Genomic DNA, 17,686 nt, shown 5'->3' with positions numbered 1-17,686 from the left:
GGGGACGGTGATGAACCGCTTCGCCCGCGGGGTTCGACCCTACCGACGGGCGATGTAGAAGTTGCTGAGCGGGTCGGCGGCGGTCTCGGCGATCGTGACGTCGGTGAACCCGGCGTCGGCCAGCATCGCGGTGGCGCGCTGGTGCCCCCACATGGTGCCCAGCCCCGCACCGTCGAGCCCCAGCGACACCGACATGCAGTGCATCAGCGACACCGTGTACCGGTAGGTCGACAGGGGCCGGCCGATGTTGTCCTCCAGGCGGCTGGACGCCTTGACGTCCATCATCAGCAGCACCCCGCCGGGGCGTAGCGCGCGGTGGATGTTGGCCAGCACCTTCTCGGGCCGGGCCTGGTCGTGGATGGTGTCGAAGGCGGTGATGAGGTCGTAGACGTCGCGGGCGTCGAACTCGGCGAGGTCGTGTTCGACGAAGCCGACGTTGGTCAGCCCGAGTCGGGCCGCCTCGGCCGCACCGGTGGCCGTCGCGGCGGCGGAGAAGTCGACGCCGGTGAAGGTGCTGGCCGGGAACGCCCTCGCCATCAGGTTGATGGCATGCCCACTGCCGCAGCCGAAGTCGGCGACGACGGCACGGGCGCGCAGACGTTCGGGCAGCCCGTCGACCAGCGGGATCACCTCGTCCACGAGTGCCCGGTCGTACATCTCGCCGCTGCGCTGGGCCATCACGGTGTGGAAGCGCGGGTAGTCCGCGTAGCTCAGCCCGCCGCCGTCGCGCACGCAACCGATGACCTTCTGCTCGACCTCGGCCAGCAGCGGGATGTACTGGGTGGCCGGCGCGAGGTTGCGGGCACCGCCGGCATTGGTCAGCACCTCGGCGCGATGCGCGGGCAGCCGGTAGCGCCCGGTGTCGGGGTGGTATTCGACGACGTCGGCCGCGGCCATGCCGCCCAGCCACTCCCGCACGTAGCGTTCGTTGAGGCCTGCCGCGTCGGCGATCTCGGTGCTGGTGGCCGGCGGCAGGTCGCCCAGCGTCTCCAGCAGCCCGACCTGGTGGCCGATGCTGAGCAGCATGGCCAACGCGGCGGCGTCCATGGTTGCGGCGATCCGGTCGGCGAACTCCTCGGCGGTCTCACCAGGGGTGTCGGAGGTTCGGCTGCCGGTCATGAACCCACCCTACAAGCGCTCCGGCGGGCGAACCGGTGAGCGTAAAGTGCCGGGAATGGCTCGCCGTTCGTCGCCCAACACCGCGGAGAGCAACGCGCGTGACCGGCTGCTGGAGGCCACGGCGCGGGTGATGCGCGACGAGGGCTACGCGGCGGCCACGTCGCGGCGGGTGGCCGCGGAGGCCGGGGTGAAACAGGCGCTGGTCTACTACTACTTCCCCACCATGGACGATCTGTTCGTCGAGGTGCTGCGCAGCGGCGCCGACGCCGCGCTGGCCCGGATCCGGACGCTGCTGACCGCCGACGATCCGTTGCACGCGCTCTGGTCGATCAACAGCGATCCGCGGCTGACGATCCTGAACACCGAGTTCATGGCGCTGGCCAACCACCGCAAGGTGATTCGCGCGGAGTTGCGGGCCTACGCCGAGCGGGTGCGGGAGATCGAGACGGCAGCGGTCACGCTGGTGTTGCGGGCCAACGGGGTCGATCTCGACCGCTATCCGCCGGTGGCCGTCTCGATGTTGATCGCGCAGACCGCGCGGAGCCTGAGCAATGAGGCCGCGGTCGGCGTCACCGCGGGCCACGCCGAGTTGCGCGCGCTGGTCGAGCAGCAGCTGGGCCTGCTGCGACCGCCCGCGCCGGCGGTCACCGAGTAACCGACCAGCCCAGTCTTTGCTCGCCACGATATCTGCGACGGTACAAGGTGATCGAGTCAGGGCAGATTGGTGCGGCAGTACAGGCCCACCAGAAAGTCCGACAACTCCGAAGGGGTCACCTCCAAGACGCCTTCGGCCCAAGCGACGAGCAACTCCGAAGCCGCACCGGACAATGCGAAGGCTTTCATCTGGTCCTCCGCCGGTGCCTCCAACAACAGCCGGTCTTCCGGCGACGGCCACTGCAGGACGTGTCCGGTGGCCCGGTTCAGAATGTGGCCGTGCCGGCTGGCGGGTCGTCCGCCCTTGCCCAGTGCCTCGACGAAGAAGATCCGGATCATCCGCGGATCTGCGGTCAGCGTGTCGACAGTGGTTCGCAGCACGACAGATACCTGGGCAAGGGCGTCCTCCGATGTCTTCGGGACCGCCGCTTTCACCTTGCTCTCCAGTACTTCAGCGGCGTCTTCGAAGACCGCATCAAACAAGTCCCCCAGGTCACTGAAACTCTCGTAGAAGTAGCGTTCGGTCAGGCCGGCCTCAACGACGATGTCCTTGACCCGGACCTGCACGGAGCCCCCGGACCCGAACAGGACCATACCGGCCTCGATGAGCTTCCGGCGCCGCTCCGCCACTCGCTCCTCGCCGGTCACTCCCCCGTATACGCGGGTCGCACTGGACGCCTCATCCCGCACCACCCTCAGTCCAACAGTTCTGCGAGGTCTGTGCCGATCTGCTCGGGAGTGGCCGTCGACTCGTACCGGCGGATCACCGAGCCGTCGCGGCCGACCAGGAACTTGGTGAAGTTCCACTTGACCTCGTCGCTGCCGATGGCCTCCGGGCGCATGGCCTTGATGTGCTCATACATCGGGCCCTGCTCGGGACCGAATTCGCCGGGGGCCTCTTTACGCAGATAGACATACAGCGGATCCGCGTCGGGACCGTTGACGTCGATCTTGCCGTAGACGGGGAAACTGACGCCGTAGTTCAGCGAACAGAACTCCTGGATCTCGGCATCGGTGCCGGGCTCCTGTGCGCCGAACTGGTTGCACGGGAAGCCCAGAACCTCCAGCCCCCGATCCCGGCTCTGCTGGTACAGCGCCTCCAGCCCCTGGTACTGCGGGGTGAATCCGCACTTGCTGGCGACGTTGACGATCAGCGCCACCTTGCCGGCAAGGTCGCGGAGTGATTTCGCCGAGCCATCGGCGGCCTTCACCGAGAAATCATGGACGGTCATACGGTCATCCTCTCGCTAATTCAGTTCGCCTGCTTCTTACCGGCGGACCGGCTTTTGCGCGACTGTTCGAGCGCCGCGGTGACCAGCGTGGTGGCCGCTTTCCCGGCGGTGTGCATCGGGGCCACAGAGCGGGTGGTTCTGGCAAGCAGCACCGCGCCCTCGATCAGGCAGAAAACCTCGATCGCGACGTCACGCGCACGACCATCGGTCATCCCGGCACCGACGAAGCGCTCCTGGAGAAGCTCCAGCCAAGACTCGAACGCCGCGGCGGCAGCCTCGCGCATCACCTCGTCGTTGTCGGCAGTTTCCAGGGCGATGGTCGCGATCGGGCAGGCGTAGCCGAAGTCGGTTTCCTCCAACATCTCAGTTGCCCGGGCAAACGAATCAGCTGTGTCCTGCACGACGTCGGAGTTCTCGGGGTACACCGAAGCCAGGATCACCCGGTACCGCTCGCCGCCGTAGGCGAGGGCGGCCGCGCCGAGCTCCTGCTTCCCGCCGGGGAAGAAGTGGTACAGCGAGCCGTACGGCGCCTCGGCGGCCGCGAGGACCGCCTTGATCCCCGTCGCCCCGAAGCCCTGCCGACTGAACAGATCCGTGGCGGATTCCAGCAGTCGGACCCTGGTAGACACCGGCTTTCCGTTGCCGGTCGTGGTTGCGGACACGCGTTCAGAATACTCTGGTAGATCAATCTGTTGCGCACCCGGAATCGCCCTGCTCCGGCAGTGAATCGGTCTTTCCCGACCGCCGCCGTACAGCGCGTACCGTAGTTTTCCCAGCATGCTGCGCGCCGCGGATCGCCCGGATCGGCGCGCATGACACCGGTCCGGCGCCCGACTACCGTCGATCCGGTGAGTGCAGCGGGTTCACGCGTCACCCGGGCTGCCGTTCTCGGCGTCGTCCTGTTCACCCTTTTCGCCGTACCGTCCTGTGCCCGTCGCGACGACTCCGGCCCCGCGCCGGTGACCACCGGCTCCCCCGCCCCGCAACTTCCGCATCCGCTGCCGACGGCACCCGCACCCAACGTGGCGACCGTCGGCGATATCCCGTCCATCTCCCAAGTGGTCAACGACGCAATCGCCGCGCCCCGGCTGCCGGGCGCCGTCGTGCAGATCGGGCACGACGGGAAAGTCGTTCTGCGCCGGGCATTCGGTGAACGCAAGCTGGCGGGCGAACCCGGACTCGACGGTGAGCCGGCGGCCGCCGAGCCGATGACCGTCGACACCATCTTCGATTTGGCCTCGCTGACCAAGATCCTCGGCACCGCCACCGCGGTGCTGCAGCTCTACGAACAGGGGCGGGTGCACATCGACGATCCGGTGCAGACCTATCTGCCCGGCTTCAATGCCACCGGCGATCCGGTGCGGGCGCGAGTGACGCTGCGCATGCTGCTCACCCATACCTCCGGCATCGGCGGCGACCTGAGCCACCAGGGACCGTGGGGCCTGACCGCGCCGGACAAGGCCGACGGCATCCATCGCGCGCTCACCGCGCCACTGGAGTTCGCGCCCGGCGAGCTGTTCCACTACTCCGACATCGGCTTCATCATTCTCGGCACCCTGGTCGAGCAGCTCACCGGTCAGCCGTTGGACGAATACGTGCAGCAGCACGTGTTCGCCCCGCTGCAGATGACCGATACCCGTTACCTGCCCGCGGCCAAGGTGTGTGGGCCGCATCGGATCCGCGGCACGGCCGTCGGGTTCGACAAGGATGAGGCGGCCGTCGCCGACTGTCCGGAGGATTCGTGGAGCACCGACCTGCTGGCCCGGATCGCCCCCACCGCCCGCGATGAGGACACCCCGGGCATCAACCCCGACTTCGACGACCTGCTGCGCGGCACCGTGCACGATCCGACCGCGCGGCGGATGGGCGGAGTGGCCGGCAGCGCCGGGGTGTTCTCGACGGCCGCCGACGTCGGGAAGTACCTGCAGGCTCTGCTGGATCGGCTGGCCGGGCGCCCGAGCCCGTTTCCGCTGCAACAGGCCACGCTGGAGTTGATGACGACGCCCCAGCAGCCCGGCCACTTTCCCGGGCAGGTGGCCCTGGCCAACGCGGCGACGCGCGCGGCGATCGCCGCCGGGGGCCGTGGATCCGATCCGCTTCTTGCGCCGAGCTATCCGGCCGTCGCCGGGGTGAACCTGCGCGGCTTCGGGTGGGACATCGACACACCGCATTCGCGCCCGCGGGGCATGGTCTTTCCGATCGGCAGCTTCGGGCACACCGGGTTCACTGGCGTCACGATGTGGGTCGACCCGGGCACCGATACCTATGTGGTGGTGCTGGCCAACGTGATCCACCAGCGGGGCGGCCCGCCGATCACCGGGCTCAGCGGAGACATCGCCACACTGGCCGGCCGAGCGCTACATCTCTACGGGAGCTAGTCGGCGAGGTCCCGGGACAACTCGGCGGCCGCCCGTCGTACGGCGGTGGCGAGTTCGGGGTGTTGTTCGGGCACCATGCGCTCGGCGGGCCCGCTGATCGCGATCGCGCCGAGCGCCCGACCGTCGGCCTCGAAGACCGGGGCGGCGATCGTCATGCTGGCCTCGTTCACCTCACTACTGGCGGAGTATCCGCGCTCACCCGCATCGTCAACGAGTTTCCGGAACTCGGCATCGGCCGGCCCGCTGAGCAATTCGCGTTGTCGCTCGGCGCTCAAATGCGGAAACAGCACACGCCCGGTCGCACTTTCACGCACCGGAACCGCAGCGCCGATGCGCGGCACCATCCGCAACGCCTGGCGGCTTTCGGCCACCTGGGACACCGTCAGCCCCGAACCGTCCGGCTCGTTGAACATCGCGGTCTCACCGGTCTGTTCGGCGAGCTGTTCCAGCACCTGCTGAATACGTTGGCGCCGATCGGATTTCGACCGCGAACTGTGCGCGATGTTCAAGATCCGAGGAGTGGTCTCCCACCGCGTCGACGATTCCTCGCGCGCCCGGATCCAGCCCTGCTCGGCCAGCGTCACCAATGCGCGCTGCACCGCGCTCTTGTCCATCTCCAGCATCCGCGACAGCGTGGCGACACCGACCGGCTGGTGGGCGGCGACCGCCTCGAAGACGGTGAGCACGCGCGCGGCGGTGGAACTGCCCTTGACGGCCATCCACAACCTCACTAGTGTTGATTAATGACATTACTGTATCAGATAGTGATCTATGTACAACCGCTCGGAGGAACACGCCATGTCATCGATTCACGTCGCACCTCTGCGCGAGGACCTGTCGTTCGGCGCCCGGGTCACCGGCGTCACGCTGGGGGTCCTCGAGGACCCGTCGGTGCGCGAACAGCTGCGCCAGGTCTTCGACGACCGCGGCATGATCCTGTTCGAGGACGTCGAGCCCGACGGCGCGCTGCAGGTCGAGATCAGCACGGTGTTCGGTCCGTTAAAGGACCACCCCGTGCCCACCGTGCCGCGGGCCGGCGGTGCGCTGCACCCCGGTGTCATCGAGATCGGCCAGGCTCCGCGCGAGGGCAACATCGTCATCGTCGACGGCAAAGAGGTGACCTCCTGGCTGCCCTGGCATTTCGACCACTGCTACAACGACAAGCTGAACCGGGCCGGCGTGCTGCGCTGCCTCGTCGGCGTCACCGAGGGCGGCCAGACCGGCTTCGCCGACGGCATCGACCTCTACCGCGCGCTGTCCCCGGAGCTACGTGCCAAGATCGAGGACCGCAATATCCTCTACAGCCTGAACCTGCGGTTCCGGGACATGCGCTTCGGTCTCGCCGACGGCTTCCGGGAGGTCCAGCCGCACAAGCGCCTGCAGGAGACCATCGACTACGGCCGGGACAACCTGCCGCGCGCCGTGCATCCGGCGGTGTGGACCCGCGACACCGGCGAGAAGGTGCTGCACGTGTCCCCGTGGATGGCCGAGGGCATCGAGGGCGCCGAGACCCCTGAGGGTGACGAGCTGCTGGAAGCGGTGTGCCGGGAACTGCTGGCGACCATCACGCCGTACTTCCACACCTGGCGACCCACCGACATGGTGATCTGGGACAACCTGCGGATGCTGCACGCGGTGACCGGCCACGACCCGGACGAGCCACGGGTCATGCACCGCACCACCATCGACGGCGACTACGGCCTGGGGTACTTCGAGAACAACGCCGTCGGCGACAAGATCCTGGAGATGGTGGTCTGACGTTCGGCCCCTTTTCACCTCGGGCCCGCGGCGACGCCAGTAGCCTCGGATAAGCGCGGTTATGCGCACCTGTCCTGATTGCCGGCGTTGGCACGTTCAACGCGGCCGGCTCCGAACGAAGGGGAATCCTTGATCGACAACGCTTTTCTCGATGCGGCTCGTACCTCCGGATCCTCCGTCGAGCAGGCCGGTGCGGCGTTCATGTTGCACCCGGAGACCTTCGCCGAAAGCGCTGCGGCCGGCTACACCAACCCGTTCGCCGGGTACGTGGTGGGCCGCGGCGGGGTCCTCGGCGATGCCACCGGCGGAACGGTGGCTTCGGTCTTCGCGGTGTTCGAGCCCAGCTTCATCAAGGCCATGTGGGACGAGGGGCTGAAGGTCCGCGGCGCCCTGGCCGCTGCCGGCACCTACTGGGATCAGGCCGCCGGCTTCGGCCGACGGCACCTCGCGGATGTGTCGGGGATCGACGTGGTCGCCGAGCTCGGGGCGAAGATCATCGCCGCGACCTCCGGTGCCGGGCTTCCGCTGTTCGCCGGCTGGGCAACCATGCCGCTGGCCGAGGACACTCCGGCGCGTGCGATGCAGGTGATCTTCGTGCTGCGCGAACTGCGGGGCAGTGTGCATTTCAACGCACTCACCATCTCGGGTGTGACGCCGGTGGAGGCGCACGTGCTCAACAAGGGTGCCCAGTACGCGAAGACGTTCGGCTGGTCCGAACCGTTCCCCGATGGTGCGGACAAGAAGCAGCTGCTGGCCGACGTCGAGCAGACGACGAATCGCCGGATCTCCGAGATTCTTTCCGCTGCACTGACGGCGGCCGAGGCAGCCGAATTCGCCCGGGCCGCCGCGGAGGTCAACGCCGCGCTATCCGCGCAGTAGGCCGTCCTTCGGTGCTCAGATGAAGTCGGTGCCGCCGTCGACGTTCACCGTCGCGCCGGTGACATAACCGTTGCGCCGCGACGCCAGGTAGGTGGTCGCCGAGGCGATCTCCTCGGGTAGGCCGGCTCGGCCGAGGTCGCAGGGGTGCCCGAAGTTCGTTTCCACCCAGCGCATGACGTCGTGGGTATCAGCGGAGTCGAAGCCCTGGGCCGCGAGGATGTCCTTGAGGTTTTCGGTGAAGCTGGCGGTGACGATGGTGCCGGGGCAGACGCAGTTGACCAGGATGCCTTCGGGGCCCAGGCTTTTCGAGAGGTTCTTGGTCAGGCTGGACAGTGCGGCCTTGGCGGCGGTGTAGGCGATCAGCCGTGGGGATTGGCGCTGGATGGAGTGCGCCGACAGGGTGACGATGCGGGCCCACTCGGCGGCGCGCAACAGTGGCAGCGCTTCTCGGATGCTGCGGACCGCGGACATGGTGCCCATGTCGAAGGCGGCCTGCCAGTCCGCGTCGGTGAGGTCTTCGAACTTGCCGTCGCCGGGGCCGACGGTGTGCACCAGGACGTTGACCTCGTTCCAGCGCCGGGAGATCTCGGCGAAGGCGTCGATGATCGAGTCGGGGTCGGACATGTCGACGCCGACGGGGATCACCTCGGGGGCGCCGGCGGCCTTGACCCGCTCGGCGGCGGATTCGAGTGCTTCCAGGCCGCGAGCCATGATGGCCACCGAGGCGCCCTCGGCGGCCAGGGATTCGGCGATGGCCAGGCCCATGCCCTTGCTGCCGCCGGTGACGATGGCTTTTGCGCCGGACAGACCAAGATCCATGTTTCCTCCGCTGGTGGTCGGACTCTTACCGTAGAACATACGGTATTGATGTCCGTTTGAGGAGGGTGAAGCGCGCCGTACCGCCTCGAACGAGGCCTCTGGGCCTGTAGGTTAAGCGAGTGATTGTCACTGGTGCGCTGCTGGCCGAATCCGCTTCGGCCGTCGATAACAAGCTCAACATTCAGGGCGGCGTGGCCTCGGCTTTCCGGCCCGGCCCCGATCGGGTCGCCCCGGTCACGCTGGTGCTACTGCTCAAGCCCGAGCCCGGAGAGACTTCCGCCGTGATCGACGTGACCGTGAGCGCCCCGACGGGTGAGTCCGTCCCGGTCCAGGTTCCGGTGCCCGAATCCAGCCTCGGCGGCGAGATCGGCTTCATGTACACCCCGCTGCCGTTCAGCGTTCCGGTGAACGGTCGGTATGTGGTTGCGGTGAGCACCGGCACTGGGGTGATTGAGCTGCCGCTCAACGTTGTTGAGTAGGGGCTCGTAGGAGAACGGGGACAAACGCGGTGACCGCACTTCATTTCATCTCTGGTCTTCCGCGCTCCGGCTCGACGCTGTTGGCTGCACTGCTGCGTCAGAACCCCCGCTTCCAGGCCGGAATGTCGGGCCCGGTCGCCGGACTGTTCGACGCCTTGATCGCGCAGATGAGTGCCCGCAATGAGTTTTCGGTGTTCCTCGACGACGCCAAGCGCGAACGCATCCTTCGCGGACTGTTCGAGAGCTACTACGCCGACTGTCCGGCCGACGTCGTCTTCGACACCAGTCGCGCCTGGTGCGCTCGGATGCCCGCTCTCGCCCAGTTATTCCCAGAGGCGAAAGTCATTGCCTGCGTTCGGGAACTGCCGTGGGTGATCGACAGCATTGAGCGGCTGGTGCAGCGCAACGTATTCAGCCCCTCATCGATGTTCGACTACAGCCCGGGCGGCACCGTCTACACCAGGGCCAGCGCGGTCGCCGGCCAGGAGGGAATGGTGGGCGCCCCCTACGATGCTCTCAAGCAGGCCTGCTACGGCGCCCAGCGTGACCGGCTGCTGCTGGTGCAGTACGAAACCCTAACCACCGAGCCGGCCCGGGTGATGAACACCCTCTACGAGTTCATCGGAGAACCGACTTTCGAACACGACTTCGGCCACGTGGGCTACGACGTCACCGAGTTCGATGAGCGGGCCGGGACCCCCGGGTTGCACACCGTGCGCGGCGAGGTGAAGGCGGAACCCCGGGAAACAGTGTTGCCGCCGGATCTGTTCAATCGCTTTGTGAACGACGCATTTTGGACCGATTCGAACAATGTGCCGGAGGGTCTGCGGGTGGTCTGAGAACCTGGTACGACGGACGAAAGAGAGGCCCGCAGGAGCGGGCCTCTCTTTCACGTGCTGTCAATCATGGGTTTGGGTCGTTAGCCCGGAATATTTGCACCATTGGAGCCGGTGGTGCCGGCTGTACCGTTGGGCTGCGCGTTGCCGCCGTTCGTGCCGTTGCCGCCAGTGCCGAGCACGCCGGCAAGGTTGCCGCCAACGCCACCATTACCGCCGGCACCTCCACTACCGTCGCCGCTAACTCCGGGCGCGGTGGCGTTTCCGCCACTGCCTCCGTGGCCGCCGGCGTTGACTCCGTTGGTGGACGTCACATTGCCAGACTGCCAGAAGGTACTGTTGCCGCCGTCACCGCCCTTGCCACCGATAGCACCGCCGCTTCCGTTTGTACCGCCGTCGCCGCCGTTGCCAGCGGTCGACTGGCCGTTGACGATAGTGGTCCCCTGAGGATCGGCTGTGGGGTCATCCCAGGGGTAAGCCTGAATCCACCCGTCACCGCCCTTACCACCGTCACCGCCCTTACCGATACCGCCATTGCCGGAGGTCGCGGTACTGGCGGTGATGCTGTTGTTGAGCGCCGCAATATTGGTGAAACCGCCCTCGCCGCCTTTGGCACCAGCCGCGGTGGCGTTCCCACCGTTGCCACCTTTGGCGGTGTTCCCGGTCGCGACACTGCCGGTTCCTGCGGCCATGATGAGCGAACCGCCACCGTCACCGCCGGTGCTACCAGCAACAGTGGCGTCACCACCCTTGCCGCCCGTGGTGGTGCCGCTGGCCATTCCACCGCTCAGCCCCTGGTAGTTGCCAGCCTTGATCTGCGCCCAGCCGCCCTCACCACCGGCACTGCCGGCTCCGGTGGCCGTGCCGCCGGCACCACCGGTCGCGGTGCCGGTTGCGGTTCCGGTCGCGTCAGAGCCGATCTTGGCAATGCCTCCGGCACCGCCGGTACCACCATTGGTCGCCGCGCCGCCGGCACCACCGGTGGCACCAACCCCCGTGCCCGTACCGCCTTCACCACCGGTAGTCGTACCGGTCAAGTTCCCCGTTGCCGGCTTGGCCGCGATCGTGGCGTCGCCACCTGCGCCGCCCTTACCGCCCTCGACCCCTGCGCCGCCGTTGCCGGCGTTGGCATGGCCGCCGGTGACGGTGGTCCCGTTTGTCGCCCCGATTGAGGCGGCACCGCCGTTGCCGCCGGTGCTGCCGTCGGCATCACCCGCACCGGCGTTGCCGCCGACCGCAGTGGAATTGGTGATTGAGCCACCGGCGCCGCCGCCCCCATTGAAGTCGATGGTAGCCGCGCCGCCCGTGGCGCCATGGAGGCCTCCGTTACCACCAATCGCCGTGTTGCCGGTGGCCTTGTCCTTGTTGCCCCGGGCGTAGAGCTTTGCTGTGCCACCGGCACCGCCGTTGACGCCATCCTGGCCTGCCCCACCGGTACCACCCGTGGCAATACCTGTCGAGACAGATTCAGCACCAGCAGTGCCCGAGGATTGGCCCGAGCCGATAAGGGCATCCCCACCGTCGCCACCGGTCACGTTGCTCCCGGTACCGCTGCCGCCGGTGCCGGCTCGAACAGTTCCGCCGGCGGTGGATTTGTTGCCCCACGCTGTTATCTGACCTCGTCCGCCGGCCGCCCCGTAACCTCCGTTCGAGGCGGATCCACCGGAGCCACCGTAAGCGGCGCCGCTGGCGTTGGAACCTGTTCCCGACGCGTAGATGGTCCCGAAACGTCCAGCGCCGCCATGCCCCCCTGTGGTCGCGTCACCGCCAGCACCGCCCAAGGCGTAGCCACTTGCCTTGCTGTTGTCACCGAGGAGTGGGTTTGTGCCGTAACCAGCCTCGATCAAACCCGAATTGCCGTTGCCGCCCGTGCTGTTGGCATCCTCTGCCTTACCACCGACGCCACCGATAGCGGTGCCCCGGGCTTGCGTCCCGGTCTTGAGCGCGGAAATCCGGCCCCGACCACCGTCTCCACCGATGCCTCCAGTCTTGGCGGCCCCGCCGGCGCCGCCCGTCGCGCTGCCCTGGGCCGAGCTGCCATGGGCTATCGCACGGACGACGCCCTCAGCACCGTTTCCACCGGTGCCGCCGTCCTTGCCCTCTCCACCGGCACCACCAACAGCACCGTCACCGGTCGCCGAAGCGTGCCCACCGTTTTGGGCAAGCACATGACCCATCCCGCCGGCACCACCAGTACCGGTACCGATCGAATGACCACCGGCACCACCGGTCACCGTGCCATCAGCCGCGCTGCCCGGATCGGCCCAAAGATCAGCCTTACCACCGTCACCGCCGATGCCACCGACACCGGCCGCAGAACCATTGCCACCGTTACCGCCGGCACCACCGGTCGCGGTCGCACCATCGACCACACCGGCGGCCCCGCCGGACACAGCGACGACCCCGCCGCCAACAAGCGCCTGGCCACCAGTTCCGCCCTTGCCGCCCTGTTTACCACCGCCGTTGAGGCCACCGTGACCACCGGCACCACCGGTAACAGTTGCATCGGAGATAACAGCACCCTCGGCCTGGATCCAACCCTGGTTGCCGGCCCCGCCATCACCACCACGGCCCTCACCACCGGCACCGGAGACTGCGGAACTGTCGGTGATCGAACTGCCATCGGCTGCAAACACATTGGTCCAGCCACCCACACCACCAGTAGCACCGGCCGCCGTGGCATTACCACCCGCGCCACCCTCGGCACTGGTACGGGACACCTCACCGGTCTCCGAAGACATCAGCAACGCGCCACCACCGGCACCACCGGTGCTGCCAGCGACCGTGGCATTACCACCCAGGCCGCCGATCGCCGTACCACTGGTATCGCCGCCCGTCTCGCCGCGATAAAGGAAACCGGCTTGCACTGTGGACCAGCCACCCTTACCGCCAGTGCTACCCGCACCCGTCGCCGAGCCACCCGCACCACCGGTGGAGGTACCACTGGCCGAGCCATTGAGCCCTTAGATTCATATGGTCATTGCAACGTCCCTGTTCAGGAAGGTTGCGTATGACTCCGGCTTATCCGCGTGCGATGCGGCGAGAGTTTTTCGATCGGGTGTGCCTGGGCGCGACGCTTCGTGAGGCCGGGTACCAGGTTGGCGTGTCAATCCAGACCGGTTGGAGGTGGTGGGATGAAGCTGGGTCGATGCCCTTGCGATGCGGAACGGGTTCGGCCACGGGTCTGGCTGAGCCTGGTGATCCTGACAGGCCAGGTGGGTATGGGCATCGACTCAGCCTCGATGAGCGCATCGCGATCATGCGCGGCCGCGACGCTGGGCAGACGTATCAGGAGATTGCTGAGAAGATCGGCCGTGACCGTAGCGTCGTGTGGCGCGAGGTACAGCGCAACCGCAACGCCGACGGCGATTACCACGCTGGGATGGCACATTCTCGTGCTGCCCTGAAAGCCAAGCGGCCCAAGGAATTCAAGCTTCAAGACCGCGCATTGTGCGCCCAGATCGAAAACTGGATGGACGACGGGTGGAGTCCGAAGCTGATCGCCGATGTGTTGGCCCGCGACCACCCGGATGACAAGCTGGCGCAGGTGAGCCACGAAACGATCTACCAGTGCCTCTACGTGCAGGGACGGGGCCAGCTGCGCGCTGATCTGAACAAGTGCCTGTCGACTAAACGTGCCGCGCGCAAGTCCCGGGGACATCAGGAGCGCCGCGGCAAGTTCCACGATGTGTACACCATCCGCGACCGCCCGGCCGAAGCCGAAGACCGGGCGGTACCCGGGCATTGGGAAGGTGATCTGATCCTGGGGAAGGAGTGCGCCAGCGCGATCGGCACGCTGGTGGAGCGCAGCACCCGGTTCACGATCCTGCTGCACCTGCCGGTCGACCACACCGCAGAGTCAGTGGCCACGACGATGATCGAGGCCATGAGCGACCTGCCCCAGCATCTGCGTCGCACCATCACCTGGGACCGAGGCGCGGAGATGGCTCGCTGGCGCGACATCGACATGCAGCTGCAGGCCCCGGTCTACTTCTGCGATCCGCATTCACCGTGGCAGCGCGGCAGCAACGAGAACACCAACCGACTGCTGCGGCACTGGTTCGAAAAGGGCGCTGACCTGTCGAAATTCACCAAGGCCGACCTCAAGCGGGTCCAGGACACCCTCAACAAACGACCCCGGCCCACCTCGACCTCGACACCCCGCCCAACGGCTCGCCGCCCTGCTCAACGACGCCGCCTGACCCCGGGCAACCAAGGCCCACCCACGGCTCGCCGCGAGTGGCTCAGAAAGGCCGCTTGCCGGGTGCCAGGGGAGGCGCGGAACCGACGGTCTCCCAGTCCTTGAAGTCATCGGGCCAGAGGCTGGTGCGGCTGGACTCGTCGTAGAAGCCAGACTCCTCGCCACCGCGGAGCATCTCGGCGTTGCGCCGTGCACGTTCCTCAGCATCGGGCACCCCAAGACACGCGTACGGGTGCTCGGCCATCAAGTGATGACTCCCTTGCCGCCGCCCTTGCACGCGCCCAGCGTATGCCCAATCACCGGCCCTTGATCACCACGAGAGCAGCGATGTTGCACTAACCGCTTGACAATGCCGCCCAGCATTGACATCGGAGTTACCGCCGGCACCACCAACACCACCATTGATGCCCGCACCACCAGCACCACCCTTGGCGCCGACACCCACACCCGTCACAACCGCGTTGTCACCATCGGCGATCAGCTTGCCGTAACCACCAGCACCACCCGTACCGGTGCCCGTGGAATTACCCCCAGCGCCGCCAGTGGCGTTGCCTGTCGCAGAGCTGCCGGTCCCATTCGCTGAAATCTCGGCTAGGCCGCCGGCGCCACCCTCGCCGCCGGCTGCGGTGAGGGATCCTTCACCGCCGTGGCCACCTTCACCACCTGTTGCCTTGCCGCTGGCGGATCCACCGTTGGCGCTAATAACGAGCGCGCCGCCGCCGCCACCACCACCACCGCCACCCTGGCCGAGATTGGCGGAAGTGCCCGTCGCACCAGCGCCCCCCGCACCACCGGCCCCTCCGACAGCTCCGTCGCCTGCACTACCACCGGTTCCGCCGGCACCGCCCTTCCCACCAATCGGACCGGTGCCACCGGTGCCACCGGTGCCACCGCTGCCTGCTCTCCCCGTGGTTACGTCGCCAAGGCCGTTTCCGCCTGCGCCGCCATCGCCCGCTCGGCCGGCGCCCTGCGCTCCGCCGGTACCGGCGCGGCCGTTCGTGCCGAGTATCCAGAAGCCACTGGCAATTCCGGCAGCGCCCGCGGCGCCAGCACTCCCGCCGGCGTCGCCGCCGTCGCCGCCGTGACCACCGTTGTAGTCGGATACCAGCAAGGCACTGCCATCGGCACCCTTACCGCCGGTGCCGCCCGTGCCTTGCGCACCACCATCGCCGCCGTTGCCGCCGCGGTTGACCAGGAAGCCGGTCGCATCGCCGCCCTTGCCGCCTTGACCGCCGGTGCCGCCAGCGCCCCCCTTCTGGCCGGCGCCCGGTCCATACCCTTCGTGATAGTCGATTGCCCAGTCGCCGTCTGCGCCCTTGCTTCCGGTCAAGCCCTGACCGCCGCGGCCGCCGTCACCTCCGATGCCGAAGGCCCAACCCACGGCCTTGCCGCCGTCGCCACCGTTGCCGGCGGTTCCACCGTCGAGTGCCGCGCCACCGTCACCGCCGTCGCCGCCGATGCCCATGAACCTGCCGCCCTTGCCACCGGTGCCACCGTCGAGGCCGGCGAAGCCGACGCCGCCGTCACCGCCGTTGCCGAAATAGCCGGCCCGGCCACCGTTGCCACCGGCCACGCCATATGCAGTGCCGTCCAGGCCCTTGCCACCGTCACCGAACAGCAAGCCGCCGTTGCCGCCGTCGGGATTGTCAGGAGTTCCGTCGGCACCATTTCCGATGAGGTACGTCCCCGTCACGGTGTTGATCACGGCGGCCAGGGTGGAGCCGATCGGGCTGACCACCCAGAACTGCTGGCCGATCGCATGCAGCGGGTTGTACACCAACCAGTTGACGATCGAAGCGATGTCGAACGACGACGGGCCCAAGCCGGACAACGTCGACGGTGTCGTCAGCAGGTTCGTCGCCGCCGTGGGCAGCAGACTCTGCGACATGGTCGTCACCAGGTTCGCCGGTGCAATACCCGCACTCGCCGGTTCGGCGCCCAACGTCGCCGGCTCGCTGCTCGCGATGGACGGCTGAATGTTGGGCAGCAGTCGGTTGTCGTTGTTCAGCGCCACCGCATACTGACGGCGTACCCAGGCGAGCACCACCCAGGTGCCGGGCAAGTCGGCGGGCGCCTCCGGGCTTCCGGTGTTCAGGAAGGTCCCAAGGGTCAGGGCACTCAGCAGACCGGTGATCGGGGTCGGGCGTACCGCGGCCGCCGGCGGGGTCGTGCCCCTGAGGTCCGTGTCGGTCTGTTCGTCGATGATTTCATCGGGGATCTGAGCTTCGCCCAGGTTCATGGTGAATGCTGCGGGCCGCTGTTCGACCAGGCGTGCACCGGTAAGGTCAAGTCCACCAGCCGGATCAGTCAGGTTCCGATTGACCGCGTCGAGGAGCCTTCCGGCGTAGCTTGTCGAACCATCCGCGGTCGAATCAAACTGACGCAGCAGCGGATTGACCACACGCGCCGCACCACGAGTCTCCGGGGTCAACTCTTCGGAAGCGTCCACCCGGCCACCATCACGGGCTGCCAGTCGGTCCAGCATGGTTTGGGTCAGGGCGGCGGGCCCGCGGCCGAAGCTCCTGGTCCCGCGCTCGGGCTTCGTCGGCGTCTGCTCTTGCGGGTTGATCTGCCCGTGGTCGTCGGAATCGAATGGCGTCGGTGATTCCGGCTGCGCCGGCGGATCGGCGGGCGTCGTCCCCGTGTCTGTCGGCGTGGTCCCCGTGTTCGTCGGCGCGGCCTCCGTGACATCGCCTGCCGCGGCGGCCTTGTCGGTGAGTCGCTGGTGGGTCTTGTCCGCGCCCTGGCCGGGCTTGACCACGCCATTGCGTTTGAGCCCGCCGCGTCGGGTGCGGGGGGCCGTGTCGTCTGTACCGCCCGCGCCGCTTCCGGTCACGCCCTGATCGTCCTGACCACCGCCCGTCGTCGGTGCGCCGCCGGCGCCTTGCGTGCCTCCGCCGGCGTTGTCCCCGGCGGCACTGGCATTGGGGGTGCGGGCCTGTTGCTTACGACCTATCTGGCGCTGTCCCTTGTCGGACCGCTCCGAAGAGTTGCTCGGCCGAGTGCGGTCCTTATGGCCGTCGCCCGGGTCGGCAAGCGCAAAGCCGGATCCGGTAACCGCGCTGCCGATGCCCAATGCGAGGGCAAGCGCACCCACGCGACCGATGTAGCGCGCACACCCTCCCTTCGCATCTGCATGATGTCGAGCTGCGTGCGCGGGACGGTGACGACCGGACATAGACGACTCCCCGAAGTCATGGCCGGACCCACTCCGACCCTTAGTTAGTTCTCAGGAAGCTACCTCACAGTTTCCTGTGAAAGTGATGAACATCTCATATATCTTTTCCGCCTTCGGTCGGCTACTCACGCCGAGCCGCCATAATTCGACCTA

General features: G+C 67.5%; 15 protein-coding genes and 1 pseudogene. 7 read left to right on the top strand and 9 right to left on the bottom strand.

Annotated features, from left to right (window positions below; all coding sequences use genetic code 11):
* Positions 1-39: 39 nt before the first annotated feature.
* Positions 40-1,119, bottom strand: a complete 1,080-nt coding sequence (locus tag G6N16_RS03080) for a class I SAM-dependent methyltransferase (protein WP_083032983.1) — start codon at positions 1,117-1,119, stop codon at positions 40-42.
* A 55-nt stretch (positions 1,120-1,174) separates the two neighbouring features.
* Between G6N16_RS03080 and G6N16_RS03075 the strand changes: the two genes are divergently transcribed.
* Positions 1,175-1,774: a TetR/AcrR family transcriptional regulator gene (locus G6N16_RS03075; RefSeq protein ID WP_083032981.1), complete on the top strand. Its 600-nt coding sequence runs from the start codon at positions 1,175-1,177 to the stop codon at positions 1,772-1,774.
* A gap of 56 nt (positions 1,775-1,830) precedes the next feature.
* On the opposite strand, the gene G6N16_RS03070 is transcribed toward G6N16_RS03075, so the two are convergent.
* Genes G6N16_RS03070 through G6N16_RS03060 form a run of 3 tightly spaced genes read right to left on the bottom strand, consistent with a single transcriptional unit; the run spans position 1,831 to position 3,667 of the window.
* A complete protein-coding gene (locus G6N16_RS03070; RefSeq protein ID WP_234805991.1) occupies positions 1,831-2,421 on the bottom strand; it encodes a TetR/AcrR family transcriptional regulator in 591 nt (196 codons plus the stop codon).
* A gap of 47 nt (positions 2,422-2,468) precedes the next feature.
* Entirely contained in the window at positions 2,469-3,005 is a 537-nt protein-coding gene (locus tag G6N16_RS03065; RefSeq protein ID WP_083032980.1) for a glutathione peroxidase, read from the bottom strand.
* Between the two features lie 20 nt (positions 3,006-3,025).
* The gene (locus tag G6N16_RS03060; protein WP_083032978.1) at positions 3,026-3,667 is read right to left on the bottom strand and encodes a TetR/AcrR family transcriptional regulator; all 642 of its coding nucleotides are present in this window, start codon (positions 3,665-3,667) and stop codon (positions 3,026-3,028) included.
* Positions 3,668-3,817: 150 nt separating this feature from the next.
* Here G6N16_RS03060 and G6N16_RS03055 point away from each other — a divergent pair, with 150 nt between their 5' ends.
* Complete coding sequence (locus G6N16_RS03055; protein ID WP_110810938.1) at positions 3,818-5,383, top strand: serine hydrolase domain-containing protein; 1,566 nt, start codon at positions 3,818-3,820, stop codon at positions 5,381-5,383.
* On the opposite strand, the gene G6N16_RS03050 is transcribed toward G6N16_RS03055, so the two are convergent.
* Positions 5,380-6,114, bottom strand: coding sequence for an IclR family transcriptional regulator (locus tag G6N16_RS03050; protein WP_133052991.1), 735 nt, complete (start codon positions 6,112-6,114; stop codon positions 5,380-5,382). The two genes, G6N16_RS03055 and G6N16_RS03050, sit on opposite strands and share 4 nt — an antisense overlap.
* Before the next feature lie 67 nt (positions 6,115-6,181).
* On the opposite strand from G6N16_RS03050, the gene G6N16_RS03045 reads away from it, so the two are divergent.
* Both G6N16_RS03045 and G6N16_RS03040 read left to right on the top strand, forming a co-directional pair.
* A complete protein-coding gene (locus G6N16_RS03045) occupies positions 6,182-7,141 on the top strand; it encodes a TauD/TfdA dioxygenase family protein (protein WP_083033002.1) in 960 nt (319 codons plus the stop codon).
* 129 nt (positions 7,142-7,270) lie between these two features.
* Complete coding sequence (locus G6N16_RS03040) at positions 7,271-8,020, top strand: SCO6745 family protein (protein WP_083032975.1); 750 nt, start codon at positions 7,271-7,273, stop codon at positions 8,018-8,020.
* Positions 8,021-8,035: 15 nt separating this feature from the next.
* On the opposite strand, the gene G6N16_RS03035 is transcribed toward G6N16_RS03040, so the two are convergent.
* On the bottom strand, positions 8,036-8,839 hold the full coding sequence (locus G6N16_RS03035; RefSeq protein ID WP_083033001.1) for an SDR family NAD(P)-dependent oxidoreductase: 804 nt from the start codon (positions 8,837-8,839) through the stop codon (positions 8,036-8,038).
* A 119-nt stretch (positions 8,840-8,958) separates the two neighbouring features.
* On the opposite strand from G6N16_RS03035, the gene G6N16_RS03030 reads away from it, so the two are divergent.
* Both G6N16_RS03030 and G6N16_RS03025 read left to right on the top strand, forming a co-directional pair.
* The gene (locus G6N16_RS03030) at positions 8,959-9,318 is read left to right on the top strand and encodes a hypothetical protein (RefSeq protein ID WP_083032974.1); all 360 of its coding nucleotides are present in this window, start codon (positions 8,959-8,961) and stop codon (positions 9,316-9,318) included.
* Positions 9,319-9,347: 29 nt separating this feature from the next.
* Positions 9,348-10,157, top strand: coding sequence for a sulfotransferase family protein (locus tag G6N16_RS03025; protein WP_083032972.1), 810 nt, complete (start codon positions 9,348-9,350; stop codon positions 10,155-10,157).
* An 80-nt stretch (positions 10,158-10,237) separates the two neighbouring features.
* Here the strand turns inward: G6N16_RS03025 and G6N16_RS21925 are convergent, their stop codons facing one another.
* On the bottom strand, positions 10,238-13,021 hold the full coding sequence (locus G6N16_RS21925; RefSeq protein WP_133052990.1) for a hypothetical protein: 2,784 nt from the start codon (positions 13,019-13,021) through the stop codon (positions 10,238-10,240).
* Positions 13,022-13,164: 143 nt separating this feature from the next.
* Here G6N16_RS21925 and G6N16_RS03015 point away from each other — a divergent pair.
* Positions 13,165-14,319 (top strand): annotated as a pseudogene (locus G6N16_RS03015) (IS30 family transposase); the annotation flags it as partial.
* Between the two features lie 79 nt (positions 14,320-14,398).
* Here the strand turns inward: G6N16_RS03015 and G6N16_RS03010 are convergent.
* Both G6N16_RS03010 and G6N16_RS21920 read right to left on the bottom strand, forming a co-directional pair.
* Entirely contained in the window at positions 14,399-14,599 is a 201-nt protein-coding gene (locus G6N16_RS03010) for a hypothetical protein (RefSeq protein ID WP_163787752.1), read from the bottom strand.
* A 66-nt stretch (positions 14,600-14,665) separates the two neighbouring features.
* Positions 14,666-17,452, bottom strand: coding sequence for a PGRS repeat-containing protein (locus G6N16_RS21920; protein WP_163787751.1), 2,787 nt, complete (start codon positions 17,450-17,452; stop codon positions 14,666-14,668).
* Positions 17,453-17,686 lie beyond the last annotated feature (234 nt).

This window comes from Mycolicibacterium insubricum, assembly GCF_010731615.1.
In the GTDB taxonomy this organism is placed as follows: domain Bacteria; phylum Actinomycetota; class Actinomycetes; order Mycobacteriales; family Mycobacteriaceae; genus Mycobacterium; species Mycobacterium insubricum.
Note: the sequence above shows the minus strand (reverse complement) of the source record. Positions and strands in the feature narration are given on the sequence as shown.